The following is a 21,058-nucleotide window of genomic DNA, read 5'->3' on the forward strand; positions in this document are numbered from 1 at the left end:
CACATTGTAAATTGTGAATTGAAAAAGTATCTTTGCTCAAAATTTTTAAAAATGGCTTACAACTTTGTAGAAGAATTGAAATGGAGAGGAATGATGCACGACATCATGCCAGGAACTGAAGAACAATTAGCAGAAGAAGTTACTGCAGGATATATTGGTTTTGATCCAACGGCAGATTCTTTACACATAGGAAGTTTAATTCCGATTATTGTATTGATGCATTTTCAAAAAGCAGGGCATAAACCAATTGCTTTAATTGGAGGTGCTACAGGAATGATTGGAGATCCATCTGGAAAATCTGCAGAACGTAATTTGTTAGACGAAGAAACGTTGGCAAAAAATGTAGCAGGAGTAAAAGGTCAGTTAGAAAGATTTTTAGATTTTAATTCTGATGCAGAAAATGCAGCAGAATTGGTGAACAATTACGATTGGATGAAAGAATTTTCTTTGATTGATTTTGTTCGTGATATTGGAAAGCACTTAACGGTGAACTACATGATGGCCAAAGAATCTGTAAAAAAACGTATTACAGGTGAAGAGGGTGCGGATGGAATGAGTTTTACAGAGTTTACGTATCAATTATTTCAAGGATACGACTTTTTGCATTTATACCAAAACAAAAATTGTAAATTGCAAATGGGAGGTTCTGACCAATGGGGAAATATTACCACAGGTACAGAATTGGTAAGACGTAAAGCACAAGGAAAAGCCTATGGAATGACTTGTCCGTTAATTACCAAAGCAGATGGGACTAAGTTTGGAAAATCTGAAGGAGGAAATATTTGGTTAGATAAAAACAGAACATCGGCGTATAAATTTTACCAATATTGGTTAAACTCTTCTGATGAAGATTCTGAGAATTTTATTAAAAAGTTTACCTTCTTAACCAAAGAAGAGATTGAAACATTGATTGCTGAGCATAACGAAGCTCCACATTTACGTTTGTTACAAAAAAGATTGGCTGAGGAAGTAACTGTAATGGTACATTCTCAAGAAGATTTAGACAATGCAGTAAAAGCATCTTCTATATTGTTTGGAAATTCTACAGCAAGTGATTTAAAATCTTTAGATGAACAAACCTTTTTAGATGTGTTCGATGGAGTACCACAAGCGGAATTAAGTAAAGACGAGTTAACAGAAGGGTTGGATATGATTGGAGCTTTGGCTGCAAAAACCAACTTTTTAGGGTCTAATTCTGATGCAAGACGTGCTTTAAAAGAAAATGCAATTTCTGTAAACAAAGAAAAAGTTAAAGAAGATTATAAAATTACAGAGGCAGATTTAATTGCCAATAAATATGTATTGTTACAAAGAGGTAAAAAGAATTACTACTTGGTAAACTTTGTATAAATAACGATAAAGAAGATTAAAAAAGCCCTTTCACAAATTTGTGAAAGGGCTTTTTTGTTATGATAAATTTGGCTTTTATAGATGTAAACACTTCCTTGGTCGAATAAAACATGAGCCATAGGTCTTGTTTGTTAAATTTGAGTAGATACTTTAATCATTTAAAAGTTACAATCACATGAAAAACATATTGTTAATATTCATCGCCATTTTTAGTGCTCAAGTTTTTGCTCAAGAAGAAATTACTACTCAGGAAATTAAAAATCACATTCAGTTTTTAACTTCCGATAAAAATGCAGGTAGAATTCCTGGTGGGAAAGAAAACAAAAGAGTGGTAAAATATCTAATTAAAGAGTTTAAAAAAATGGGACTTGTTGCTTTTGATAAAAGTTACAAGCAAAAGTTTGAAGCAACTTTAAGAGTAGATAAAAATGTAAAAGAAAAGCCTGTTGTAAAAACATGTAATGTTATTGGTTTTTTAGAAGGAAACAATCCTGAATTAAAAAACGAATACATTGTTTTGGGTGCTCATTACGATCATTTAGGTTTAGGAGGACCTACGGCAAAATCTGACAAAAGAAATGTGGTGTATCATGGAGCAGATGACAATGCTAGTGGAACTTCGGCATTGTTAGAAATTGCAGAAAAATTATCGTTTCATAAAAAAGAATTAAAGCGCAGTGTTATTTTTATTGCTTTTGGAGCAGAAGAACAAGGTTTGTTTGGAAGTAAATATTTTGTAGAACATCCATTGGTGCCGTTAAGTCAAATAAAGTTGATGATTAATATGGATATGGTAGGTAGACTAAATGCTGAAAAACAAGTTTATATGGGTGGAGCTGGAACTTTTTCAGGAGGAGAGGAGTTTATGGCTACTTTAGGAAAATCATTAGGTCTAAATCCTGTAGTGCATGCTGGTTCTGTAGCCGGATCAGACCATGTGTCTTTTTATAAAAAAGGAATTTCAGTCATGGGAATGCATACAGGCGGACACGCACAATATCATACGCCAGAAGATACTTTGGAGTTGATAAACTTAGAAGGAGAAAAAATGGTAGGAGAATATATTTATCAAACTATTTTGGCAAAGGCAACTTCTACAGAAAAACTTTATTTTATCAATCAAGATTAATCATAAAAAAACCTCTCTTATCTTTTAAAAAGATTTGAGAGGTTTTAAATATTCAACTAAAACTAAACTACTTATATTTTGACCAATTTAGGTCTGCCTGCTTTCTTAATTTTTCAGGATTTTCATCCTTCCATTTAGATAACGTATTTGTTCCCCAAGAATTGTAGAACAAGTATAATTTTCCGTCTCTAATTTCAAAAGTTTTTGGATTGATGTCGTATTTTGTGTTGTTAGCTCCAATAGCATAGGCACACCAGCCTCCATATTGAGGAGTATATTTTTCAGGATTTTTTTTAAAAGTTTCTAAATGTTGCTTGCTTACAAACTTAAATTTTACACCATCATAAGTGGTGGTAAACTCTTTTTTTCCTTCTTCGGCTTTGTTATCAAAATAAGAAACCACATCATAACCTTCGGCTACATATCCTTTTTTAACATTGTAATCTTTTTCTTGTCCGTAAAAAACAGTACTTATTAATAAAGTAAGTAAAATGGCAATTTGTTTCATAATAGTGTCATCCTTTTATTATGAAAATGTAGTCGAAAGAAAATTTAACCGATTACAAATTTATCTGAAGTTATTGAATAAGAAGATTACAACCTCTAATATCTGAGTTGTCAAATCTACCTAAAACATCAAATTGTCCGTTGTTGTAAACTTTTCCTAAATCTTGTGTGGCTATAAAAGAACATGAATTGATGTTGGCCAAATCGATGACATTGATTCCACCACTTTTTCCAATAGGTAATAAAGACAAAGCATCTTCGGTATCGCGAATGAGAATTTTCATCCATGGAGGACAATTGAATTTTTGAGAATCATCAAAATAAGCTTGACTTAACAATTCTGTCATTCCGTATTCTGAGTGAATGTTTTCTAGCCCAAAACCTTTTTTAAGTTCTTCGTGTAATTCTTCACGAATCATTTCTTTACGCTTTCCTTTCATACCACCCGTTTCCATCACAATGGTGTGTTTTAGGTTACAAGGATATTTTTCAATAAAATCTAACAAGGCAAAAGAAACTCCAATTAAAATAGTTTTGGCTTGTTTGTTTTCTTGCTCTTGCAGTTTATCAAATAACTCTTGATGGTTGTGTAAATAAAATCCGCTATTTGGGTTTTGCGATTTATGAATCAAATCTTCTACCATATAGATTAGTGAAGACCCATTGCGTTCTAAATAAGAAGGAAGTAATGCCAAAACGGTATATTCCCGAATATCACCATAAAATTGCTCAAAAGCGCTTAGGTAGCTTTTCTCGTAAAGAGAAATGTCTGTAACCATATGTTGACTTTGACTCATTCCGGTAGTTCCGCTACTTAAAAAAGTTTCTTGAATAGGATGGTCATTACTTATAATACGATGACTCTTAAAAAACTGAATAGGAAGGAATGGAATTTCTTGTGTTGAGGTAATTTTTTTTGGTACTACATTTAGGTAGCCTAAAAAATCTTTATAAACCTTACAGTGCTCGGCTTGATGTTGAAAAACAGCCAATGCTTGTTCTTCAAAGTTTTGTGGGGTGACTGATAAAAAATCAAACTGTTGCATGCTCATAAATATGCTACAAAAATAAGTAAATTAGTGGTGTAAGCCTTGTGATTTCTATTAGACTCAATTTAAAATCCATTTTATGAAAAATATATCTTATTTATTTCTTTTAGTTTTTACTACCGCCTGTGGACAAACAACTCCAAAAACCAACATTACAAAAGAGTTTAAAGCATATTGGTATAGTGGTAAAGCAGAAATTACGAGTTATGATTTAGAGCAAGCTAGGTATGGGGAAATCAGAAAAGGACATGCGGTAAATATTTTTGTTACAGAACCATTTTCAAAAGAGCACAATACCAAAGCTGATGAACATCATGCAGATAATATAAGTGTGTTAAAATTGAATGCTACTAAAAAATTTAATACAGGAATTTATCCTTACTCTATAATGACTAGTAGTTTTTTGCCAATTAATGAGCCTAAAGCATCTTTAAAAATTAGTTCCTCAACACAAGAATGGTGTGGACATGAGTATATTGAATTGGTAAATGAGGATGATGAATTTGAGATGAGTAATTTCTCTTATTTCCAAGGAGAATCTTTTCAAGAAAAAGAAATAGATAAAGAAGTGGTTTTAGAAGATGATATTTGGTCAAAAATAAGATTGACCCCAGAAAACTTGCCACAAGGAAATTTTAAAGCATTGCCAAGTTTTGTGTATTTAAGGTTTTCTCATAACGATGTAAAAGCATATCAAGCAGAAGGAAAAACAATCAAAGGAAAAATGAGTTCTGTGTATGAATTAAAGTACCCAACATTTAATAGAACCTTAAAAATTACTTTTGAAAATAAGTTCCCATATCAAATTTTAGGTTGGACAGATACATACAAAAGTGGCTGGGGAGCTAAAGCAAAAACGTTAACAACAAAAGCTACTTTAAAAAAGAGTTTGAATATTGCTTATTGGCAAAAGAACAGTAATGTAGATTTATATTTAAGAAAAGAGTTGGGGTTGGAATAAATGACGTTATATCCATGCATCTCGACTTCGCTCGATGACCTTTTTAGATGTTCCAGTTTCTATAGGTGTTCGATTTCTATGACGTAACCAAGTGATATAGGAATGTCCTAATTTACTTTCTTCCAAAATCTGCAGGAATTTCTCCCCAAACTTTGGTTTCCCATTTTAGAATAGGGTTTTTAAAAGTATTTTCTTGCAACCACTTTTCACCACGTTTAATCAAATCAAACAAAGTTTTGTTTTCAGCGTTCGGCATTATTTTGGTTCGGCATTGTTTTGCTTTTATCCAAGCAATGGCAGTTCTAGAATCAGAATAAATAGGTAGAGTAGGTTGATTTATTTTTTGCAAATAAGCCAATCCGTGAACCAACGCTAAAAACTCTCCTATATTATTAGTCCCTTCTTTAAAAGGACCTTGAATAAAAAGTTGTTGTTTGGTTTTGGTATTCACGCCACGGTATTCCATCAAACCAGGATTACCACTACAAGCAGCATCTACACTAATAGAAGTTAAGTTGGGTTGGCCAATTTGGGTCAATAGCTCTTTATCTATAATTGGTTTTTTAGTATCCTTTCCTTTGTATTCTTCATAGGTTTTGGTAAAAGCAAGTTCAGCCTCTTCTTTAGAAGTGAAAGATTTGTATTGTGCTCCTTGAAAACCCTCAATGTTTTTTTTACAATCATTCCAATTGTTATAAACACCTTTGGTTTTTCCGTTCCACACTACATAGTATTTCTTGCTTTTGGCCATTTTTTAACTATTAATTACTTCATCAATTACTCTAGGAAAATGTTTTTGTTCTAATAAATGAATTTTATCAGCAATGCTTTCAGGTGTGTCTTCATTAGTTAATACTGTTTTGGCTTGAAAAATAACAGCACCTTCATCGTAGTTTTCATTTACATAATGAATGGTAATTCCAGTTTCAGGCTCGTTATTTTCTTTAACAGCCCTGTGTACATGCATACCGTACATTCCTTTTCCACCGTATTTCGGCAATAGTGCAGGGTGGATGTTAATAATTCTATTAGGAAACGCTTCAATAATATTTTCAGGCACTTTTAATAAAAATCCTGCAAGAATGATAAAATCAGCTTCAACTTTTAGTAAGTTTAAGAGGTCAACTTGCTCTTTCATCTCTTTATTTGAGAAAACTTTGCTCTTAATTCCTAATTTTTTTGCTCTTTCTAGCACAAAAGCATCCTTTTTGTTGCTTAAAATGTAGGTGATTTTAACATTTTTGTGGGTCGAAAAGTACTGTACAATGTTCTCTGCATTTGATCCAGATCCAGAGGCAAGAATGGCAATTTTAATCATGTTTTATTGACTTTAGAGCGATTTTTTAATTTCTTGATGTGTGTTAAGTGTCGAAAAACTTAGTACAAAGATGTGATAATTTTTTATATCTTAGTGAATATATTTTGTCCAAACATTGTTCGCAGAAACAAAAGTTTTTTATTTTTGTCCCGGTTTTAAACTTAATTAAATAATAATATTATGTCAGACATTGCATCAAGAGTAAAAGCAATTATCGTTGATAAGTTAGGAGTTGACGAAAACGAAGTAACTGCTGAGGCAAGCTTCACTAACGATTTAGGAGCAGATTCTTTAGACACTGTGGAATTAATCATGGAGTTTGAAAAAGAATTTGATATCCAAATTCCAGATGATCAAGCTGAGAACATTGGAACAGTAGGTCAAGCTGTAAGCTTTATTGAAGCAGCAAAGTAATTAGAAAATTATCTATTTATGAAATTGAAACGAGTTGTAGTTACTGGACTTGGTGCATTGACACCAATCGGAAACAATATAGAAGAGTATTGGGATGGTTTAGTGAATGGGAAAAGCGGTGCTGCTCCTATAACACACTTTGATGCTGCCAAGTTCAAAACTCGTTTTGCTTGCGAGGTTAAAAACTTTAATGTGGAAGATTTTATCCACAGAAAAGAAGCTCGTAAAATGGACAAATTTACACAATTTGCCATGGTAGTTGCTGATGAAGCAATTATCAACTCAAAGTTAGATGTAGAAAATGTAGATCCAGATAGAGTAGGAGTTATTTGGGGATGTGGAATTGGAGGAATTGATACTTTTGAACAAGAAGTGGTTGCCTATGCTCTTGGAGATGGAACACCAAAATTTAACCCATTCTTTATTCCAAAAATGATTGCTGATATCGCTCCGGGTCATATCTCTATGAAATATGGTTTTAGAGGGCCTAACTTTACAACAGTATCTGCATGTGCATCTTCTGCAAATGCAATTATTGATGCTTTAAACTACATTCGTTTAGGTCATGCTGATGTAATTGTTACCGGTGGTTCTGAAGCTTCAGTAACAGGGGCTGCAATGGGAGGATTTAATGCCTTACATGCATTGTCTCAAAATAATGAAAATCCTAGTATGGCTTCTCGTCCATTTGACAAAGACCGTGATGGTTTTGTGATGGGTGAAGGAGGTGGAGCACTTATTCTAGAAGAGTATGAGCACGCTGTAGCTAGAGGAGCAAAAATTTATTGTGAAGTAGCTGGAGGTGGTTTATCTGCTGATGCTTATCACCTTACTGCACCACATCCAGAAGGATTAGGAGCAACCAAAGTAATGCAGAATTGTTTACAGAATGCAGGTTTAGTACCTGAAGATGTAGATGCAATTAATATGCACGGAACATCAACTCCATTAGGAGATGTTGCTGAGTTAAAAGCGGTTCAAAAAGTATTTGGAGAACATGCTTATAACTTAAATATCAACTCAACAAAATCTATGACAGGTCACTTGTTAGGAGCGGCTGGAGCTATTGAGGCTATTGCTTCTGTATTAGCAATGGAGCATGGTATGGTACCGCCAACCATTAATCATACGGTTTTAGATGAAAACATAGATCCTAAGTTAAACTTAACTATTAATAAAGCTCAAAAGAGAGATATTAAGGTAGCTATGAGTAATACTTTTGGATTTGGAGGACACAATGCTTGTGTGTTGTTTAAAAAATTAGAAGCTTAAGACTTTTGAAGTTCTTTAAAAATATAAAAAAATCTCGTTCGGCATCGGACGAGATTTTTTATACCCAAATAAAAAAGATGATAGGTTTTACGCCCAAAGATCTATCAATATACAAGCAGGCCTTTACTCACACGTCTTTACAGCTAAAGGATGACAAAGGACATCCTTTAAATTTTGAAAGATTAGAGTATTTAGGAGATGCCATGTTGGGTTCAATTGTGGCTTCTTATTTATATAATGAAGTGCCAGATGCTAATGAAGGATATTTAACTCAAATGCGTTCTAAAATTGTTAGTAGAGAACATTTAAATGAGTTAGGTAAAGATTTAGATTTGTTACAATACTTAATATCAAGAACTTCTAAATCTAAAATAGGAAATAACATTCATGGTAATTTATTTGAAGCTTTGGTAGGTGCCATCTATTTAGATAGAGGTTTTAATTATTGTTCAAAATTTATCAATAAAAAGGTGTTGTCTATTTATGTTGATATTGAAAAATTAGAAGGAAAAATTACCAGTTATAAAGGGTTGTTAATTGAATGGTCTCAAAAAAACAAAAGAAATGTAAATTTTGAGGTTTATGAAGACACAGGTAACCAAAATGTAAAGCATTTTAGTGTAAAGTTGTTTGTAGATAAAAAAGTGATCTCTAAAGGAAGGGCAACTTCTAAAAAGAGAGCCGAAGAGATGGCAGCCAAAAGAGCTTATTATGTATTTCAATCAGAGATAGAAATGTTACTATAACGTTTGCGTTTTATTCCAAGAATTTTAAATTTGATGTTAATTAGTATTATTAACTTCGTTCCTGAGTTTTTACGTATAAATACGTAGGTTTTATGGCGGCTAATTATTTAACTTTTTGTGAGCTAGATGAGCAAGATTATCAAATAATCGCTGTACATACCGTATTGCAAGATTATAAGTTGGCTTATTTATTAAATAATGAATTAGGCTTTAAGTTCAAAAGAGTTGTACCAGATTTAGATTATGTTATAGAAGGAAAAAAAGCTTTTTTTTCATCATTTCAATATGAAGATTCTAAAAACTTAATTAATTGGTATTTAGTTAAAAACAAATATAAAGTCAAAAGTTTTGCAAAGGAATCTCTAGGTTTGTTTCAAACAGAAGATGCTTTTACAAGTTCTTATGTATATTTACAACCAGAAGTAAAAGAAGCAGATTTTATAGTAAAAGTTCAGGGTGATTTTTTAGCCTCAAAGCTAAAAATATTATTACAGCAGATAAATAAAATAGAAGGTGTTGTAACTGCTTATGCAGTAGATACCGTTAAATTAAATCATAAAGAATACTTAATTTTTTAAATATGTCACAAACTAAAAAGACAAAAATCGTTGCTACATTAGGTCCTGCTTTAACAGGTAATAAGGCTCTACTTAAAGAGTTAATGGTCTCTGGAGTAAACGTATTCAGAATTAATTTCTCACATGCAGATTACAAAGACGTAGCTAATAATGTTAGAATTATTAGAGAGTTAAACGAAGAATTAGATTTTAACGTAGCAATTTTAGCTGATTTACAAGGTCCAAAATTACGTGTTGGAGTTATGGCTGAAGGTGTTGAATTAGCTCCAGGTGATGTTTTCAATTTTACAACGGTAAAGTGTGAAGGTACTCAAGAAAAAGCTTTCATGACTTACAAGCAGTTTCCTAAAGATGTAAAAGTAGGAGAGAAAATTTTAGTTGATGATGGAAAATTAATGTTTGAAGTAACTGCTACAAATAATGAAGATTTAGTTACTACTAAGGTTTTAAGAGGAGGCCCTTTAAAATCTAAAAAAGGAGTAAACTTACCAAATACAAATGTTTCTTTGCCTGCCTTAACAGAAAAGGATGTTGAAGATGCAATTTTTGCTTTAGGCTTAGAAGTAGATTGGATGGCTTTATCTTTTGTACGTAATCCTAAAGATTTAGATGATATTCATAAATTAATTAGAGAAAATTCTGATACTTCTGTTTACAGAACAAGAGTAATTTCTAAAATTGAAAAGCCAGAAGCTTTAGAAAATATTGATGCAATTATTGCTAACACAGATGCAATTATGGTAGCTCGTGGAGATTTAGGTGTTGAAATTCCTATGTCTGAAGTACCATTGGCTCAAAAAATGTTAGTAACTAAATGTAAAGAAGCTAAGATTCCTGTTGTGATTGCTACACAAATGATGGAAACAATGATTGAGAACTCTGTACCAACTCGTGCTGAGGTAAATGACGTTGCAAATTCTATTATGGACGGTGCTGATGCTGTAATGTTATCTGGAGAAACTTCTGTTGGAGCATTTCCAAATGAAGTAATTAGAGTAATGAGACAAATTATTTTAGATGTTGAAAACTCTAGTTTAATTGAAGTGCCAAGACAATCTCCTAAAATGGATCCAGATGCAGATAAAGCAATTTCTAATGCTATTTGTCATCAAGCAGCTTTGGTTGCAGAGGACATCAATGCAAAGGTAATTTCAACCATTACAGATACAGGTTATACTGCACAACAAATTTCTGCATTAAGACCTAAATCACAAATTTTGGCATTCTGTTCTGATAGAAGAACTTTAGGAATGATGAACATTATGTGGGGAGTAAAAGGTAGATTTTATGAGCCTAAAACTCACTTTTCTACAGATGTAATAAGAGAGGTAAATAATATTGCTTTAGAAAGTGGATACTTAAAAGAAGGAGATATTGTAATTAACATCAATTCTACTCCAATTATGGAAAAAGGAGATGTAAATACATTGCGTATTTCTAAAGTTGATTTAAGTAAGATGAAATAAGATTTCAAAAATATATAAAAAAAGCCCTGTTCAATAATTTGAACAGGGCTTTTTTTATTCAACATAAAACTTAACAGGTAGCATGTAAATTAAATTAACAGGTTTTCCGTTTTGTTTTGCAGGAATCATTTTGGGTAATTTTTTAATCACATCTTTGATTTCTTTTGCCAACTCAGGATGCGTTTTTGTGGTTTGAATATCAGGGCTGATATTACCATGTGAATCGATAATGAATTGACAATTTATTTTTTGCATTCCAGATAGGTTTAAATCTTCTGCTATTCCTAAATCAAAGTTTTTACCAAAGAACTTAGACATATTTTTGTTAAAACACTTTTTAGATTTTTCATGATCACGAATGTATTTTTCACAACCAGGGAATACGGGAATGTTATCTACACTTAAAAAAGGAACAGTTTCTACTCCAATTTCTTCACTTACCTCAACATATTCAATATCACCAAAGTCTGTTGGAGTATTGCTAGGGTCTTCTGTTGAATTTATTGGTTTTTCAATGATATTTGCATCATTCTCCTCTTTTTTAAACTTTGTAGGATCTATGGCATCTACAGGTTTTGTTTGGAGTTCTTTGGGCTCTAAAATATCTTTAGGCTTTTCAATTTTGGGTTGTTTTTTTTCTTCTTTAATAACACTCACCATACTAGGGATTTTATCCATGGTAATAGTGTTAGGATAGTAAGTAACACTAGGCTTTTCAGAAGCATAGGTTTTTTGTTCCATAAAAATTAGAGTGATAAAAAGAGAGAGTACCAATCCTAAAAGAGTAAAAACACTGCTGTAATTTTCTAGATTTTGCTTGGGATTTTTTTTGATTTTCATGACGCATAAGATTTAAGTTATAAATCTTAGCCATCAATATAAGTGCCAAAAAAAGCCTAACATTTGATTGTTAAGCTTTTATAAAATAAGGTATTCTTTTTTATTTTAAAAGTTTATTGGCCATTTCTTTTCCAAGTTCAACACCAAATTGGTCAAAACTAAAAATGTTCCAAATAATTCCTTGTACAAAAATCTTATGTTCATACATCGCAATAATTTTTCCTAAGCTGTTAGGGCTTAATTTATCTGCTGTAATACAGTTACTAGGTCTGTTACCTGTAAAGATCTTAAATGGCAGTTCTATTGCGTTTGGAGCAACAGTTTCTAATACTTGCTCTTTGGTTTTACCAAAACATAAGGCGTCTTGTTGACCGTAAAAGTTTGCCATTAATTTTTTGTGATGATCAGTTTTACCGTAAAGAGATTCGTTAAATCCAATAAAATCACATGGAATTAATTTAGTTCCTTGGTGCACCAATTGCATAAAAGCATGTTGCATATTGGTTCCGGCAGCTCCCCAAATAATAGTTCCTGTTTGATAATCTACAGGATTTCCATCTCTATCTACAGATTTACCATTACTTTCCATAAAAGCTTGTTGTAAGTATGATGGTAAAGTATTTAAGTATTGGGTGTAAGGTAATACAGCTTCACTTTCTGCACCATAAAAGTTGTTATACCAAATACTTAACAAAGCTAAAATTACTGGAATGTTTTCTTCAAATTTAGCCGTTTTAAAATGGTTATCCATTTCATAAGCTCCGTTTAATAATTCCGCATAATTTTCATATCCTACAGACAATGCAATTGACAAACCAACAGCAGACCATAAAGAGAAACGACCTCCAACCCAGTTCCACATTGGAAATACATTTTCTGCAGCAATACCAAAATTAGCAACTGCTTCTAAGTTGGTAGATACCGCCACAAAATGTTTAGCAACATCAGATGCTTTGGCAGATTGTAAAAACCATTCTTTAATAGTAATAGCATTACCTATAGTTTCTTGAGTGGTAAAAGTTTTTGAAACAATTACGAATAAAGTAGTTTCTGGGTTTAATTTTTTAATCACTTCAGAAACATGATCTCCATCAATGTTAGAAACAAAGTGAGTAGTTAAATGATTTTTGTAATATTGTAAGCCATCAACTACCATGTTTGGACCTAAATCAGATCCACCAATACCAATATTTACAATATCTGTAATTGCTTTACCAGTATAACCTTTCCAGTTTCCAGAAATTACTTTTTCAGTAAATGCTTTGATGTTTTCTTTGGCAGTATTTACTTCTGGCATTACATCTTCTCCCTCAGAATATACAGCATTTCCACTGTTGTTTCTTAATGCGGTATGCAACACAGCTCTTCCTTCTGTAGCATTGATGATTTCCCCACCAAAGTATTGTTGAATAGCATCTTCTAATTCAGCTTCTTTTGCTAAATCAACTAATAAGCCAAGTGTTTCTTTGTTAATTCTGTTTTTAGCATAATTTAGTTTTAAATCTCCTAATGATACTTCATAGTTTGAGCTACGATTTTGATCATCAGCAAATAATTGTTGTAATTCTAAATTTTTAGCTTCTTGAAAATGTTCGGTTAACTTTTTCCAAGCATTGGTTTTGGTTGGGTTGATGTTTTTTAACATGATTCAGTTGATTTTAGTCTAGTTTTAGTAAGGAATAGCATCTAATTTTTCTTTAATTGGAGCTATAAAACTTAAGTATTTTTGTTGAATTTCTTTTTTCATAGGTTTGGCTGCTGGTAGTTCTTCTTTTAAAGGATCAACTTGTCTACCGTGTTTCCAAAAACGATAACAAACATGTGGTCCTGAAGTGTTTCCTGTCATACCTACCCAACCAATAACATCTCCTTGCTTTACAAATTGTCCTACTTTAACATTACGCTTTTTCATGTGTAAATACTGGGTGGTGTAAGTTGCATTGTGTCTAATTTTAACATAATTACCATTTCCTCCTCTATATTCTGAGGCAATCACTTGTCCGTTAGCAGTACTTAAAATTGGGGTTCCAACAGGGGCTGCAAAATCAGTTCCTAAATGTGGTTTTACTCTACCATAAAAAGCAATGTATCTTTTTAAATTATATCTAGATGAGATTCTACTAAACTTTAAAGGAGCTTTTAAAAAAGCACGTCTTAAATTATTGGTTTTTTCATCAAAATATTCTTGAATTCCAGTGATAGAATCTGGAACGTAATTAAAGGCATAAAAAGGTTTTCCTACGTGTTCAAAATAAGCAGCTTTAATCTTTCCAATTCCAGCAGGAACGGTATCGTTAATGTATTTTTGTTCGTATAAAACTTTAAATCTATCGTTTTTTTGAAGTCTAAAAAAGTCAATAGTCCAAGCATAAATATCAGATAAATCATTGGCAACAACAGGACTTACATGTTGTTTGTCTAAAGATTCTGATAAAGAACTGGTAATAATTCCAGATGCTTCTTCAATTTTAACCGTTACTTTCTTTTTAACATTTTTTGTGTAAATAGAATCTCTAAAATCGACAATAGAATAGTTGATTAAATCGTGTTGATAGATAAATATTTGTGCTTGTTCGGAAGAATCTTTAGCGGCTAAAATAGTGTAATTTTTACCTGCTCTTAATCTGCGAACATCAAAATCTGGTTTTACGGTGTTGGCTATTTCATAAATTTTTGGAGTCCAAACATGATGTTGGTCTAGAATGGTTCCAAAGGTTTCTCCCTTTTTTATTTTCTTTTTTACAACTTTGAAAGTGTCTAAATTATAACCAAATAATTTTTTTGGAATCTTAACGGTTTCTTTTTCAGGGGTACTTTCTTTGTCGTCGTCTGTTTTAGAGTTATTGCTGTTACAAGAAATTAATGTAAAAAGTAATATGACAAATAGGGTGATTTTTTTCAACATCCTCAGATTTAAATTCAAGGTTCAAAAGTACAATTAATTTGTTAATCCATAATAATATTAAGTGGATGAGAAAGTCCCTTGTATTCTTCTATATCTGCCTTTAAAGCACCTACGGCTAAGTCGGCCTGAATTCTAACAGGTATTTTATTTTTATCGGCAGTAATCCAAAGGGTTAAACTCTCTTTTGCTTTAAAAACTCTTCCAGATTGTACCAAGGGTCTAAACTTAATACATTTTATTTTACCGAATTTAGTTTTAATGGTTTCCTCTCCTAATTTTACAAGTTTAAAAGGGAATTTTTTACCATCAAAAAACATATCAATTCCTACAGATTCGGCTGTTTTTAAGGAGTCAGAAACATTGTTTCGTAAGTAGTAAAATGCTGCAATCATGTCTTGAACATCTTTTGCTGCGACCCTTTCTTTTTCTTTGTTTTTATGATCAACAGTTAAAACACTATCCTTTTCAAAAAAAAGTTCAACGTTTTTAGTATGTTTTCCTTCTTTAACTTTTCTAATGGCTCTAATAGGATATCCTGTTTTAGGATCTATAAAAGATTCATATCTATCTTCTACAGGGAAAACCCAATTCAACATACCAGTACTCCAGCCTTTACCTATAACGTGTTGTATTTTTTTATCATTTGTTTTTTCTTCTTTCACTTCCATGCTTGCATAACCAGCATTAATGATTCCGTAATGAACTCTAAATTGAATCCATTCTCCACTTTTGTATGCATTTTTGGTTTGAGCACTGACGTTATTAGTTAGTAAACCAAGTAAAAATATAAATGAGTAAAGTAATTTTTTCATGTTGATTGGTGATTTCTTTTAAAGGTAAATCAAACCTTGTTCCAAAATAAAAAAATAAAACAGAACACAGGCATTCACCATTGTATTTTTTTAGCTTTGCGCTATGCGATTTTTATATAACATATTTGTTTATTTGGCGGTGATAGTACTAAAATTGATAGCTCTTTTTAGTACTAAAATCAAGTTGTTTGTCGAAGGGAGACAAGAAGTATTTCAGAAATTAAAAAATAAAATAAATCTCACACATAAAACAGTATGGATTCATGCTGCTTCTTTAGGAGAATTTGAGCAGGGTAGACCTGTAATTGAAGAAATTAAAAAGGAATATCCTGAATATCAAATTGTGGTTACTTTTTTTTCTCCATCAGGATATGAGGTGAGAAAAAATTACGAATTGGCCAATGTGGTTTGTTACCTTCCTTTAGATACGATTGACAATGCAAAGAAATTCATCAAACTTGTTCAGCCATCAGTCGCTATTTTTATTAAATATGAAATTTGGCCAAACTATTTAATTGAATTAAAAAAGCAGAATATTCCAACTTTATTAGTGTCCGGAATTTTTAGAGAAAATCAAATATTTTTTAAATCCTATGGCGGTTGGATGCGAAAATCACTCAACACATTTACTTCGTTTTTTGTGCAAGATGAAACGTCAAAAGAATTGTTAAATTCAATAGCAATTAATGAGGTAAGTATTGTTGGAGATACAAGGTTTGATAGGGTTCAAAAATTGGTTGAAACAAATGAAAAATTACCGTTTGTAAACGACTTTAAAAATGAATCTTATTTATTGGTTGCAGGAAGTACTTGGTTAGAAGATGAAGAAAAGTTGTTAGCCTACATCAATAACATTGCTAAAAAAGATGAAAAATTTATTATTGCTCCACACAATATTAAGGCTGAAGAAATTTTAAGATTAAAAAATAGTTTACAGAAAAAAACAGTTCTATTTACAGAAAAAGCAGGGAAAAATTTAAGTGATTATCAAGTGATGATTGTAGATACCGTTGGGATTTTATCTAAAATTTATGCCTATGCAAATGTTGCATATATTGGGGGTGGATATACCAAAAGCGGTGTACACAATACTTTGGAAGCGGCTACTTATGGATTGCCAATTGTAATAGGTCCTAATTTTAAAAAGTTTAAAGAAGTTAAAGATTTGGTTTCTTTAAAAGGTTGTGTAAGTGTTAATAATAGTAATGACTTGTCTGAGTTTTTAAAGTCAATGTATCAAGATTCTGAAGTTAGAGCAGAAAAATCTAGAATTACTAAAAATTATGTGACTCAAAACTTAGGAGCTACACAAAAAATAATGAAAACTGTAAAAGCCATTCTATCAAATGAAAAAGAATAACATCATTGCTGTTTTATTGGCCTTATTTACGGTTTTGTCTTTATCGGAATTTAAGGTTTTAGAAACTATTTATTTAATGCCAAGTATTGTTTGGATTCTTCCATTGTTTGGGTTTTATTATTTAAGTGTTTTTTATTTTTCAAAAGCCTTTGAAACCAAATTAAAAATTTCTCAAAAAATATTCATCATTCTTTTTGGAGGAGTGGGAATATTATCACTTTTATATTTAGGTTTTTCTGTTTGGAAAGTCAATGTTGGGAATATCTTTTCAGAGCCACAAGAGTCTTTTCAAATCATTTTAAAAAATGTCTTTTTTTGGGTGGTTTATCAATCATACTTATTCTTGTTTTTCTTCTCGTCATTTAAACAATTGGTGACGATTGATCAAAAATAGTAATGCATGCATAATACAAAATTCACATTAAAGTAATAATACAGTTGTAAACTTGCAAGTTACTAATAGAGGTGATTATGCGGTTTAGTTTTTTTTTCTTTTGCTATTTATTTTCATTCTTTACTTGGTCTCAAAACATCAAGTTTAAAAATTACACCACCAATCAAGGGCTTTCCAATAATTCTGTTATTGATATAGAAAATGATCTCAATGGAGGTTTGTGGATTGCTACTTGGGATGGTCTAAATTATTTTGATGGAGAAGAGTTTACCGTTTTTAAACATGACATAGAGAATAAAAATTCTATAGCAGGAGATTATGTTATAAATGTTGAGAAAGATAAATTAGGAAATATATGGACTCTTACTAAAAATGGAAAAATTAGTAAATATATAGGGAATAATAGTTTTAAAAATTTTTCTTTTGATGAGGCTGCCATTGAGCTTCATATTTCTAAAGCAGGAAATATTGTTGTAAAAACCGAATCAACTTTTTGGGAGTACATTAACTCTAATTTTGTAAAAAAGAAAACTTCTTTAATTAAGCATGAAGATGTAGTAGTTTTTCAAAATATTTTACTTCAAAAATATCCAAAATTAATCATCAATGATGTTTTAAAAGATAAGCAAGGAAATGTTTGGTTTGCCACCCGAAGAAACGGTTTGTACATTATTCCTAATCATTCTAATAATATCCAAAACACACAAATTGACCATTATACGGTTGATGTTTATTCTCCTTATACTTTTGGTAGTAACGAAATTGAGAAGCTGCATTTAGATTGTTTTAATAATGTTTGGTTGGGACAAAAAGATGGAGGATTAAGTATGGCTTACCAAGGGTCTGAATTGATTTCTTATGTAGGGCCACATCCCATTAAATATCCACATTTACCCACAGAAACAATTAGAGCCATTACTAAAGATTTTAACGGCTGTTTATGGTTGGGCTACTATAATAATGGTGTTTATTATTATGATAATAATTCAAAATGTTATCAAAAATATATCATTAAAGAATCTCTTCAAGATTTAAACTGGGAAAGAGTAAGATCTTTATTTACAGCATCTGATGGAACTATTTGGATAGGTACTTATGCAGGATTAATTAGGGTTTATAATCATCAATACATCCTCTATGAATCTAAAAATATCAAAGAATTACCTAACAATAGAAGCTATTCAATTTTTGAAGATGACAGTAAAAATTTATGGATTGCATGTTGGGGAGGTGTTGCCAAATTTAATTTAGACAAAAATAAATTTGAAACTTTTGAAGGGCAAAAAAAATTGACAGAATACCATGTTAGAAATGTAAAAAAATCTGATTCAAAATTAATTCTAAGCACAGAAAACAATGGTCTTGTAATTTTTGATTTGAATAAAAAAAGCATAGATAATATTAATTTAAACAAAGGAATTTTAGGGAATAGTATTTATGCTTCTTTTTACGATGATGAGACTCAAAATTATTGGATAGCATCACTCGGTGGAGTTAGTATTTATAATATAACAAAAGGGCTTGTTAAGAATATTACAGAAGAAAACGGATTGTTAAGTCATATGGTTTATGGTTTAATCAATCAAGATCATAACGTGTGGTTAAGTACAACAAAAGGTTTAGCAGTAATCAACAAAAATACTTTTGATGTAAAGGCAATTAACCCTACAGAAGGATGGCAAGCTCCAGAGTTTTCAGAAGGATCTTATTATAAAGATCCCAAAGATGTTCTGTATTTTGGAGGTGTAAACGGCTTAAATTATTTTAACCCAAGTACTTTAAACTTAACAGATTTATCTCCAAAAATAAAATTAAAAGTAAATGGTGATGAAAATTATGCGGATAGTTTAAGTTTTGGTCATGCAAACAATAATTTAGAAATTAATGTAAAGACTATTGTTTTTCCTGAAAGTCAAAAAATCGATTTTGATATTTTTTACAAGTTAAAAGGAATTGATGATGAGTGGCGATTATTAGATAAAAACAATAAAATATTTTACAATCATTTATATTCTGGAAAATATGATTTTTTTATAAAAACATCAGAAGATCAATTAGCCAAAAAATACTTTTCAATTAAAATAAATAAAGCTTTTTACGAAACAACTTGGTTTAATATTACCAGTATTGTTTTGTTTGCATTTGTACTGATTTTTGTTTTTTATGTAAAAGATAAAAATGCTAAAATTCAAAAAGAGAAATTAGAAAATAAAATTTTAGATAGAACTAAGGTAATTGAAAGTCAAAAACAAGATTTATTGTTGGTTAATCAAAAATTAGATGAAAAAAACAAAGAAATTGTTTTGCAGCAAGAAAAACTGCTTGAACTGCACAGTAATTTAAAAAATGAAGACTTTGAACTTGAAAAATTTAAGACTTTTATTTTGTCAGAATTCCAAGAGCCAGTAACCAAAATTATTCAGCAAACAAACAAAATTAAGGAAGATACAGAGGTTCAAGGAAAACTTTTAAAAAATGCTGTTAAGCTAATTAACCTAATAACAGAATGGAGTTTTTTAGATCATGTAAAAGACATCGGAAACCAAAAAAATAGTATTATTAACTTATTTCCGGTTTTAATAGATATTGTTGAAAAAGTAAAGACTACCCTTCAAAAAAATAAAGTGAATTTTATGACGGAAATTGATGCTAATATTAATTGGGTAGAGATAGATTTGCTAAGATTTAAGTTAGTGTTGCAATATTTTTTTAATGATATTATTAAATACTCAAGCAAACAAAGTAGTTTAAAAACAAGCATTACTCACACAAATAATATTTTTAAAATCACCTTAACATCTAACAGTGATTTGTTAATTAGTAGTTGGGAAAACATCTATCATTATAGCCCATATTTTAAGTCAGTAAAAGTTTTATTAAAAGATTTGAATGGAAAATTAGAGTTGATAAATGAGCCTGAATTTAGACTAGAAATGATCTTGCCTGTAAAGAGTGTAAAGGTTGACGAAAACCATCAAATACAAACAATTTCTTGGAAGCATTTAGATAAAAGTAAAGGGTTGAACAACAATAAGTACAATGTTTTAATTTTTTCGGAAAAAGAAAATACAGAAATCACAAAACAACTATTATCCGATGATCAAAGTAATTTGCTTTTTGAAGACAACGTTTCCGACTTATCTTCAGCATTACAACAAATAAATATTGATGTAGTGGTGTTTTACCAAGCTACATTTACCAAAGAATTAGTTTCATTTTTTAATCAACAAAAAAAAGGAGGTAAACAAAATAATGTTCCTTTTGTTTATATATCAGAAGAAATAAACTACACGTTAAATGAACAATCGGTAGAGTTTGGAATAGATGTGGTAATTCAATTACCAGCTAGTGATTCTTTTGTTAAAAAGAAAATTTATACCCTTCTAAAACCTAAAAAAGAGGTAGAAGAAAATAAGCTTCAAAAAGAAATTTATGAAATTCTTAGTGAAGAAAATACACAACAAACTTCTAATGACAAGCTCTTAAAAAAATCATTAGAAGTTATTAAGAAAGAATTGTCTAACCCCAACTTTAATGTAGAAATGTTAATTGACGAATTAGGGGTTTCTAGAGTTAAATGTTACAGGCTTTTTAAAGAAGCACTAAAGCAATCACCTTCGGATGTCATTACATCACTTAGGTTTCAAAAAGCAGAATATTTGTTAAAACATAAAAACTTAAACATATCAGAAATAAGTTTTGAGTGTGGTTTTAACGACCCTAAATACTTTGGAAAATCATTTAAAAAACAATTTGGGGTAAGTCCAAAAGTATACAAAGAGCAAAATTCAACATTGTAAGTATTACTGTACGATTAACCCTGTGTTAACCTAATGTTAGTGCAACCAAAACACTCCTTTTTTGATCTTTTTTCAATTCAATTTGAAGCAATATTACCCCACCAGAATATAAAATCACCACCTCTTTTTGGGATTTGCATCTACATTTGAGCACCGA

Annotated in this window: 19 protein-coding genes; 11 read left to right on the forward strand and 8 right to left on the reverse strand. The window is 31.0% G+C overall.

The window, feature by feature from the left end; genetic code table 11:
• The first annotated feature begins 51 nt into the window (after positions 1-51).
• The gene (gene tyrS / locus QVZ41_RS04290) at positions 52-1,350 is read left to right on the forward strand and encodes a tyrosine--tRNA ligase (RefSeq protein WP_302883310.1); all 1,299 of its coding nucleotides are present in this window, start codon (positions 52-54) and stop codon (positions 1,348-1,350) included.
• Between the two features lie 175 nt (positions 1,351-1,525).
• Positions 1,526-2,479 carry a M28 family metallopeptidase gene (locus QVZ41_RS04295; protein ID WP_302883311.1) on the forward strand — a complete coding sequence of 318 codons (954 nt, stop codon included), beginning with the start codon at positions 1,526-1,528 and terminating at the stop codon, positions 2,477-2,479.
• 67 nt (positions 2,480-2,546) lie between these two features.
• Here QVZ41_RS04295 and QVZ41_RS04300 read toward each other — a convergent pair whose 3' ends face one another.
• Together QVZ41_RS04300 and QVZ41_RS04305 are read right to left on the reverse strand one after the other, a co-directional pair.
• Positions 2,547-2,987: a YHS domain-containing (seleno)protein gene (locus QVZ41_RS04300; protein WP_302883312.1), complete on the reverse strand. Its 441-nt coding sequence runs from the start codon at positions 2,985-2,987 to the stop codon at positions 2,547-2,549.
• Positions 2,988-3,057: 70 nt separating this feature from the next.
• Positions 3,058-4,032 (reverse strand): LuxE/PaaK family acyltransferase, encoded by a 975-nt coding sequence (locus tag QVZ41_RS04305; RefSeq protein ID WP_302883476.1) that lies wholly within the window; start codon positions 4,030-4,032, stop codon positions 3,058-3,060.
• Between the two features lie 82 nt (positions 4,033-4,114).
• Here QVZ41_RS04305 and QVZ41_RS04310 point away from each other — a divergent pair, with 82 nt between their 5' ends.
• A complete protein-coding gene (locus QVZ41_RS04310; RefSeq protein WP_302883313.1) occupies positions 4,115-4,996 on the forward strand; it encodes a septum formation inhibitor Maf in 882 nt (293 codons plus the stop codon).
• Positions 4,997-5,108: 112 nt separating this feature from the next.
• On the opposite strand, the gene QVZ41_RS04315 is transcribed toward QVZ41_RS04310, so the two are convergent.
• Entirely contained in the window at positions 5,109-5,747 is a 639-nt protein-coding gene (locus QVZ41_RS04315; protein ID WP_302883314.1) for a ribonuclease H1 domain-containing protein, read from the reverse strand.
• Between the two features lie 3 nt (positions 5,748-5,750).
• Entirely contained in the window at positions 5,751-6,314 is a 564-nt protein-coding gene (gene purN / locus QVZ41_RS04320) for a phosphoribosylglycinamide formyltransferase (RefSeq protein ID WP_302883315.1), read from the reverse strand.
• Between the two features lie 180 nt (positions 6,315-6,494).
• Here purN and QVZ41_RS04325 point away from each other — a divergent pair, with 180 nt between their 5' ends.
• The 5 genes from QVZ41_RS04325 to pyk all read left to right on the forward strand — a co-directional run bounded on the left by QVZ41_RS04325 (position 6,495) and on the right by pyk (position 10,790).
• Positions 6,495-6,728 carry an acyl carrier protein gene (locus QVZ41_RS04325; protein WP_068828135.1) on the forward strand — a complete coding sequence of 78 codons (234 nt, stop codon included), beginning with the start codon at positions 6,495-6,497 and terminating at the stop codon, positions 6,726-6,728.
• Between the two features lie 18 nt (positions 6,729-6,746).
• Entirely contained in the window at positions 6,747-8,000 is a 1,254-nt protein-coding gene (gene fabF, locus QVZ41_RS04330; protein WP_302883316.1) for a beta-ketoacyl-ACP synthase II, read from the forward strand.
• 5 nt (positions 8,001-8,005) lie between these two features.
• The gene (gene rnc, locus QVZ41_RS04335) at positions 8,006-8,746 is read left to right on the forward strand and encodes a ribonuclease III (protein WP_302883317.1); all 741 of its coding nucleotides are present in this window, start codon (positions 8,006-8,008) and stop codon (positions 8,744-8,746) included.
• 92 nt (positions 8,747-8,838) lie between these two features.
• The gene (locus QVZ41_RS04340) at positions 8,839-9,324 is read left to right on the forward strand and encodes an IPExxxVDY family protein (protein WP_302883318.1); all 486 of its coding nucleotides are present in this window, start codon (positions 8,839-8,841) and stop codon (positions 9,322-9,324) included.
• A gap of 2 nt (positions 9,325-9,326) precedes the next feature.
• Positions 9,327-10,790, forward strand: coding sequence for a pyruvate kinase (pyk, locus tag QVZ41_RS04345; RefSeq protein WP_302883319.1), 1,464 nt, complete (start codon positions 9,327-9,329; stop codon positions 10,788-10,790).
• 54 nt (positions 10,791-10,844) lie between these two features.
• On the opposite strand, the gene QVZ41_RS04350 is transcribed toward pyk, so the two are convergent.
• From QVZ41_RS04350 to QVZ41_RS04365, 4 genes are all read right to left on the reverse strand, one after another.
• Positions 10,845-11,630: an energy transducer TonB gene (locus QVZ41_RS04350; protein WP_302883320.1), complete on the reverse strand. Its 786-nt coding sequence runs from the start codon at positions 11,628-11,630 to the stop codon at positions 10,845-10,847.
• 100 nt (positions 11,631-11,730) lie between these two features.
• The gene (gene pgi, locus QVZ41_RS04355; RefSeq protein ID WP_302883321.1) at positions 11,731-13,275 is read right to left on the reverse strand and encodes a glucose-6-phosphate isomerase; all 1,545 of its coding nucleotides are present in this window, start codon (positions 13,273-13,275) and stop codon (positions 11,731-11,733) included.
• Positions 13,276-13,299: 24 nt separating this feature from the next.
• Positions 13,300-14,535 (reverse strand): peptidoglycan DD-metalloendopeptidase family protein, encoded by a 1,236-nt coding sequence (locus QVZ41_RS04360; protein ID WP_302883322.1) that lies wholly within the window; start codon positions 14,533-14,535, stop codon positions 13,300-13,302.
• Positions 14,536-14,576: 41 nt separating this feature from the next.
• The gene (locus tag QVZ41_RS04365; protein ID WP_302883323.1) at positions 14,577-15,347 is read right to left on the reverse strand and encodes a DUF3108 domain-containing protein; all 771 of its coding nucleotides are present in this window, start codon (positions 15,345-15,347) and stop codon (positions 14,577-14,579) included.
• A 154-nt stretch (positions 15,348-15,501) separates the two neighbouring features.
• Here QVZ41_RS04365 and QVZ41_RS04370 point away from each other — a divergent pair, with 154 nt between their 5' ends.
• The 3 genes from QVZ41_RS04370 (at position 15,502) to QVZ41_RS04380 (ending at position 20,901) form a co-directional block, all read left to right on the forward strand.
• Entirely contained in the window at positions 15,502-16,707 is a 1,206-nt protein-coding gene (locus tag QVZ41_RS04370; RefSeq protein WP_338140791.1) for a 3-deoxy-D-manno-octulosonic acid transferase, read from the forward strand.
• Complete coding sequence (locus QVZ41_RS04375; RefSeq protein WP_302883325.1) at positions 16,694-17,101, forward strand: hypothetical protein; 408 nt, start codon at positions 16,694-16,696, stop codon at positions 17,099-17,101. The genes QVZ41_RS04370 and QVZ41_RS04375 overlap by 14 nt, the downstream gene beginning before the upstream one ends.
• A gap of 77 nt (positions 17,102-17,178) precedes the next feature.
• A complete protein-coding gene (locus QVZ41_RS04380; protein WP_302883326.1) occupies positions 17,179-20,901 on the forward strand; it encodes a two-component regulator propeller domain-containing protein in 3,723 nt (1,240 codons plus the stop codon).
• The last annotated feature ends 157 nt before the right edge of the window (positions 20,902-21,058 follow it).

It is taken from the genome of Wenyingzhuangia gilva, assembly GCF_030519655.1.
Taxonomy (GTDB): domain Bacteria; phylum Bacteroidota; class Bacteroidia; order Flavobacteriales; family Flavobacteriaceae; genus Wenyingzhuangia; species Wenyingzhuangia gilva.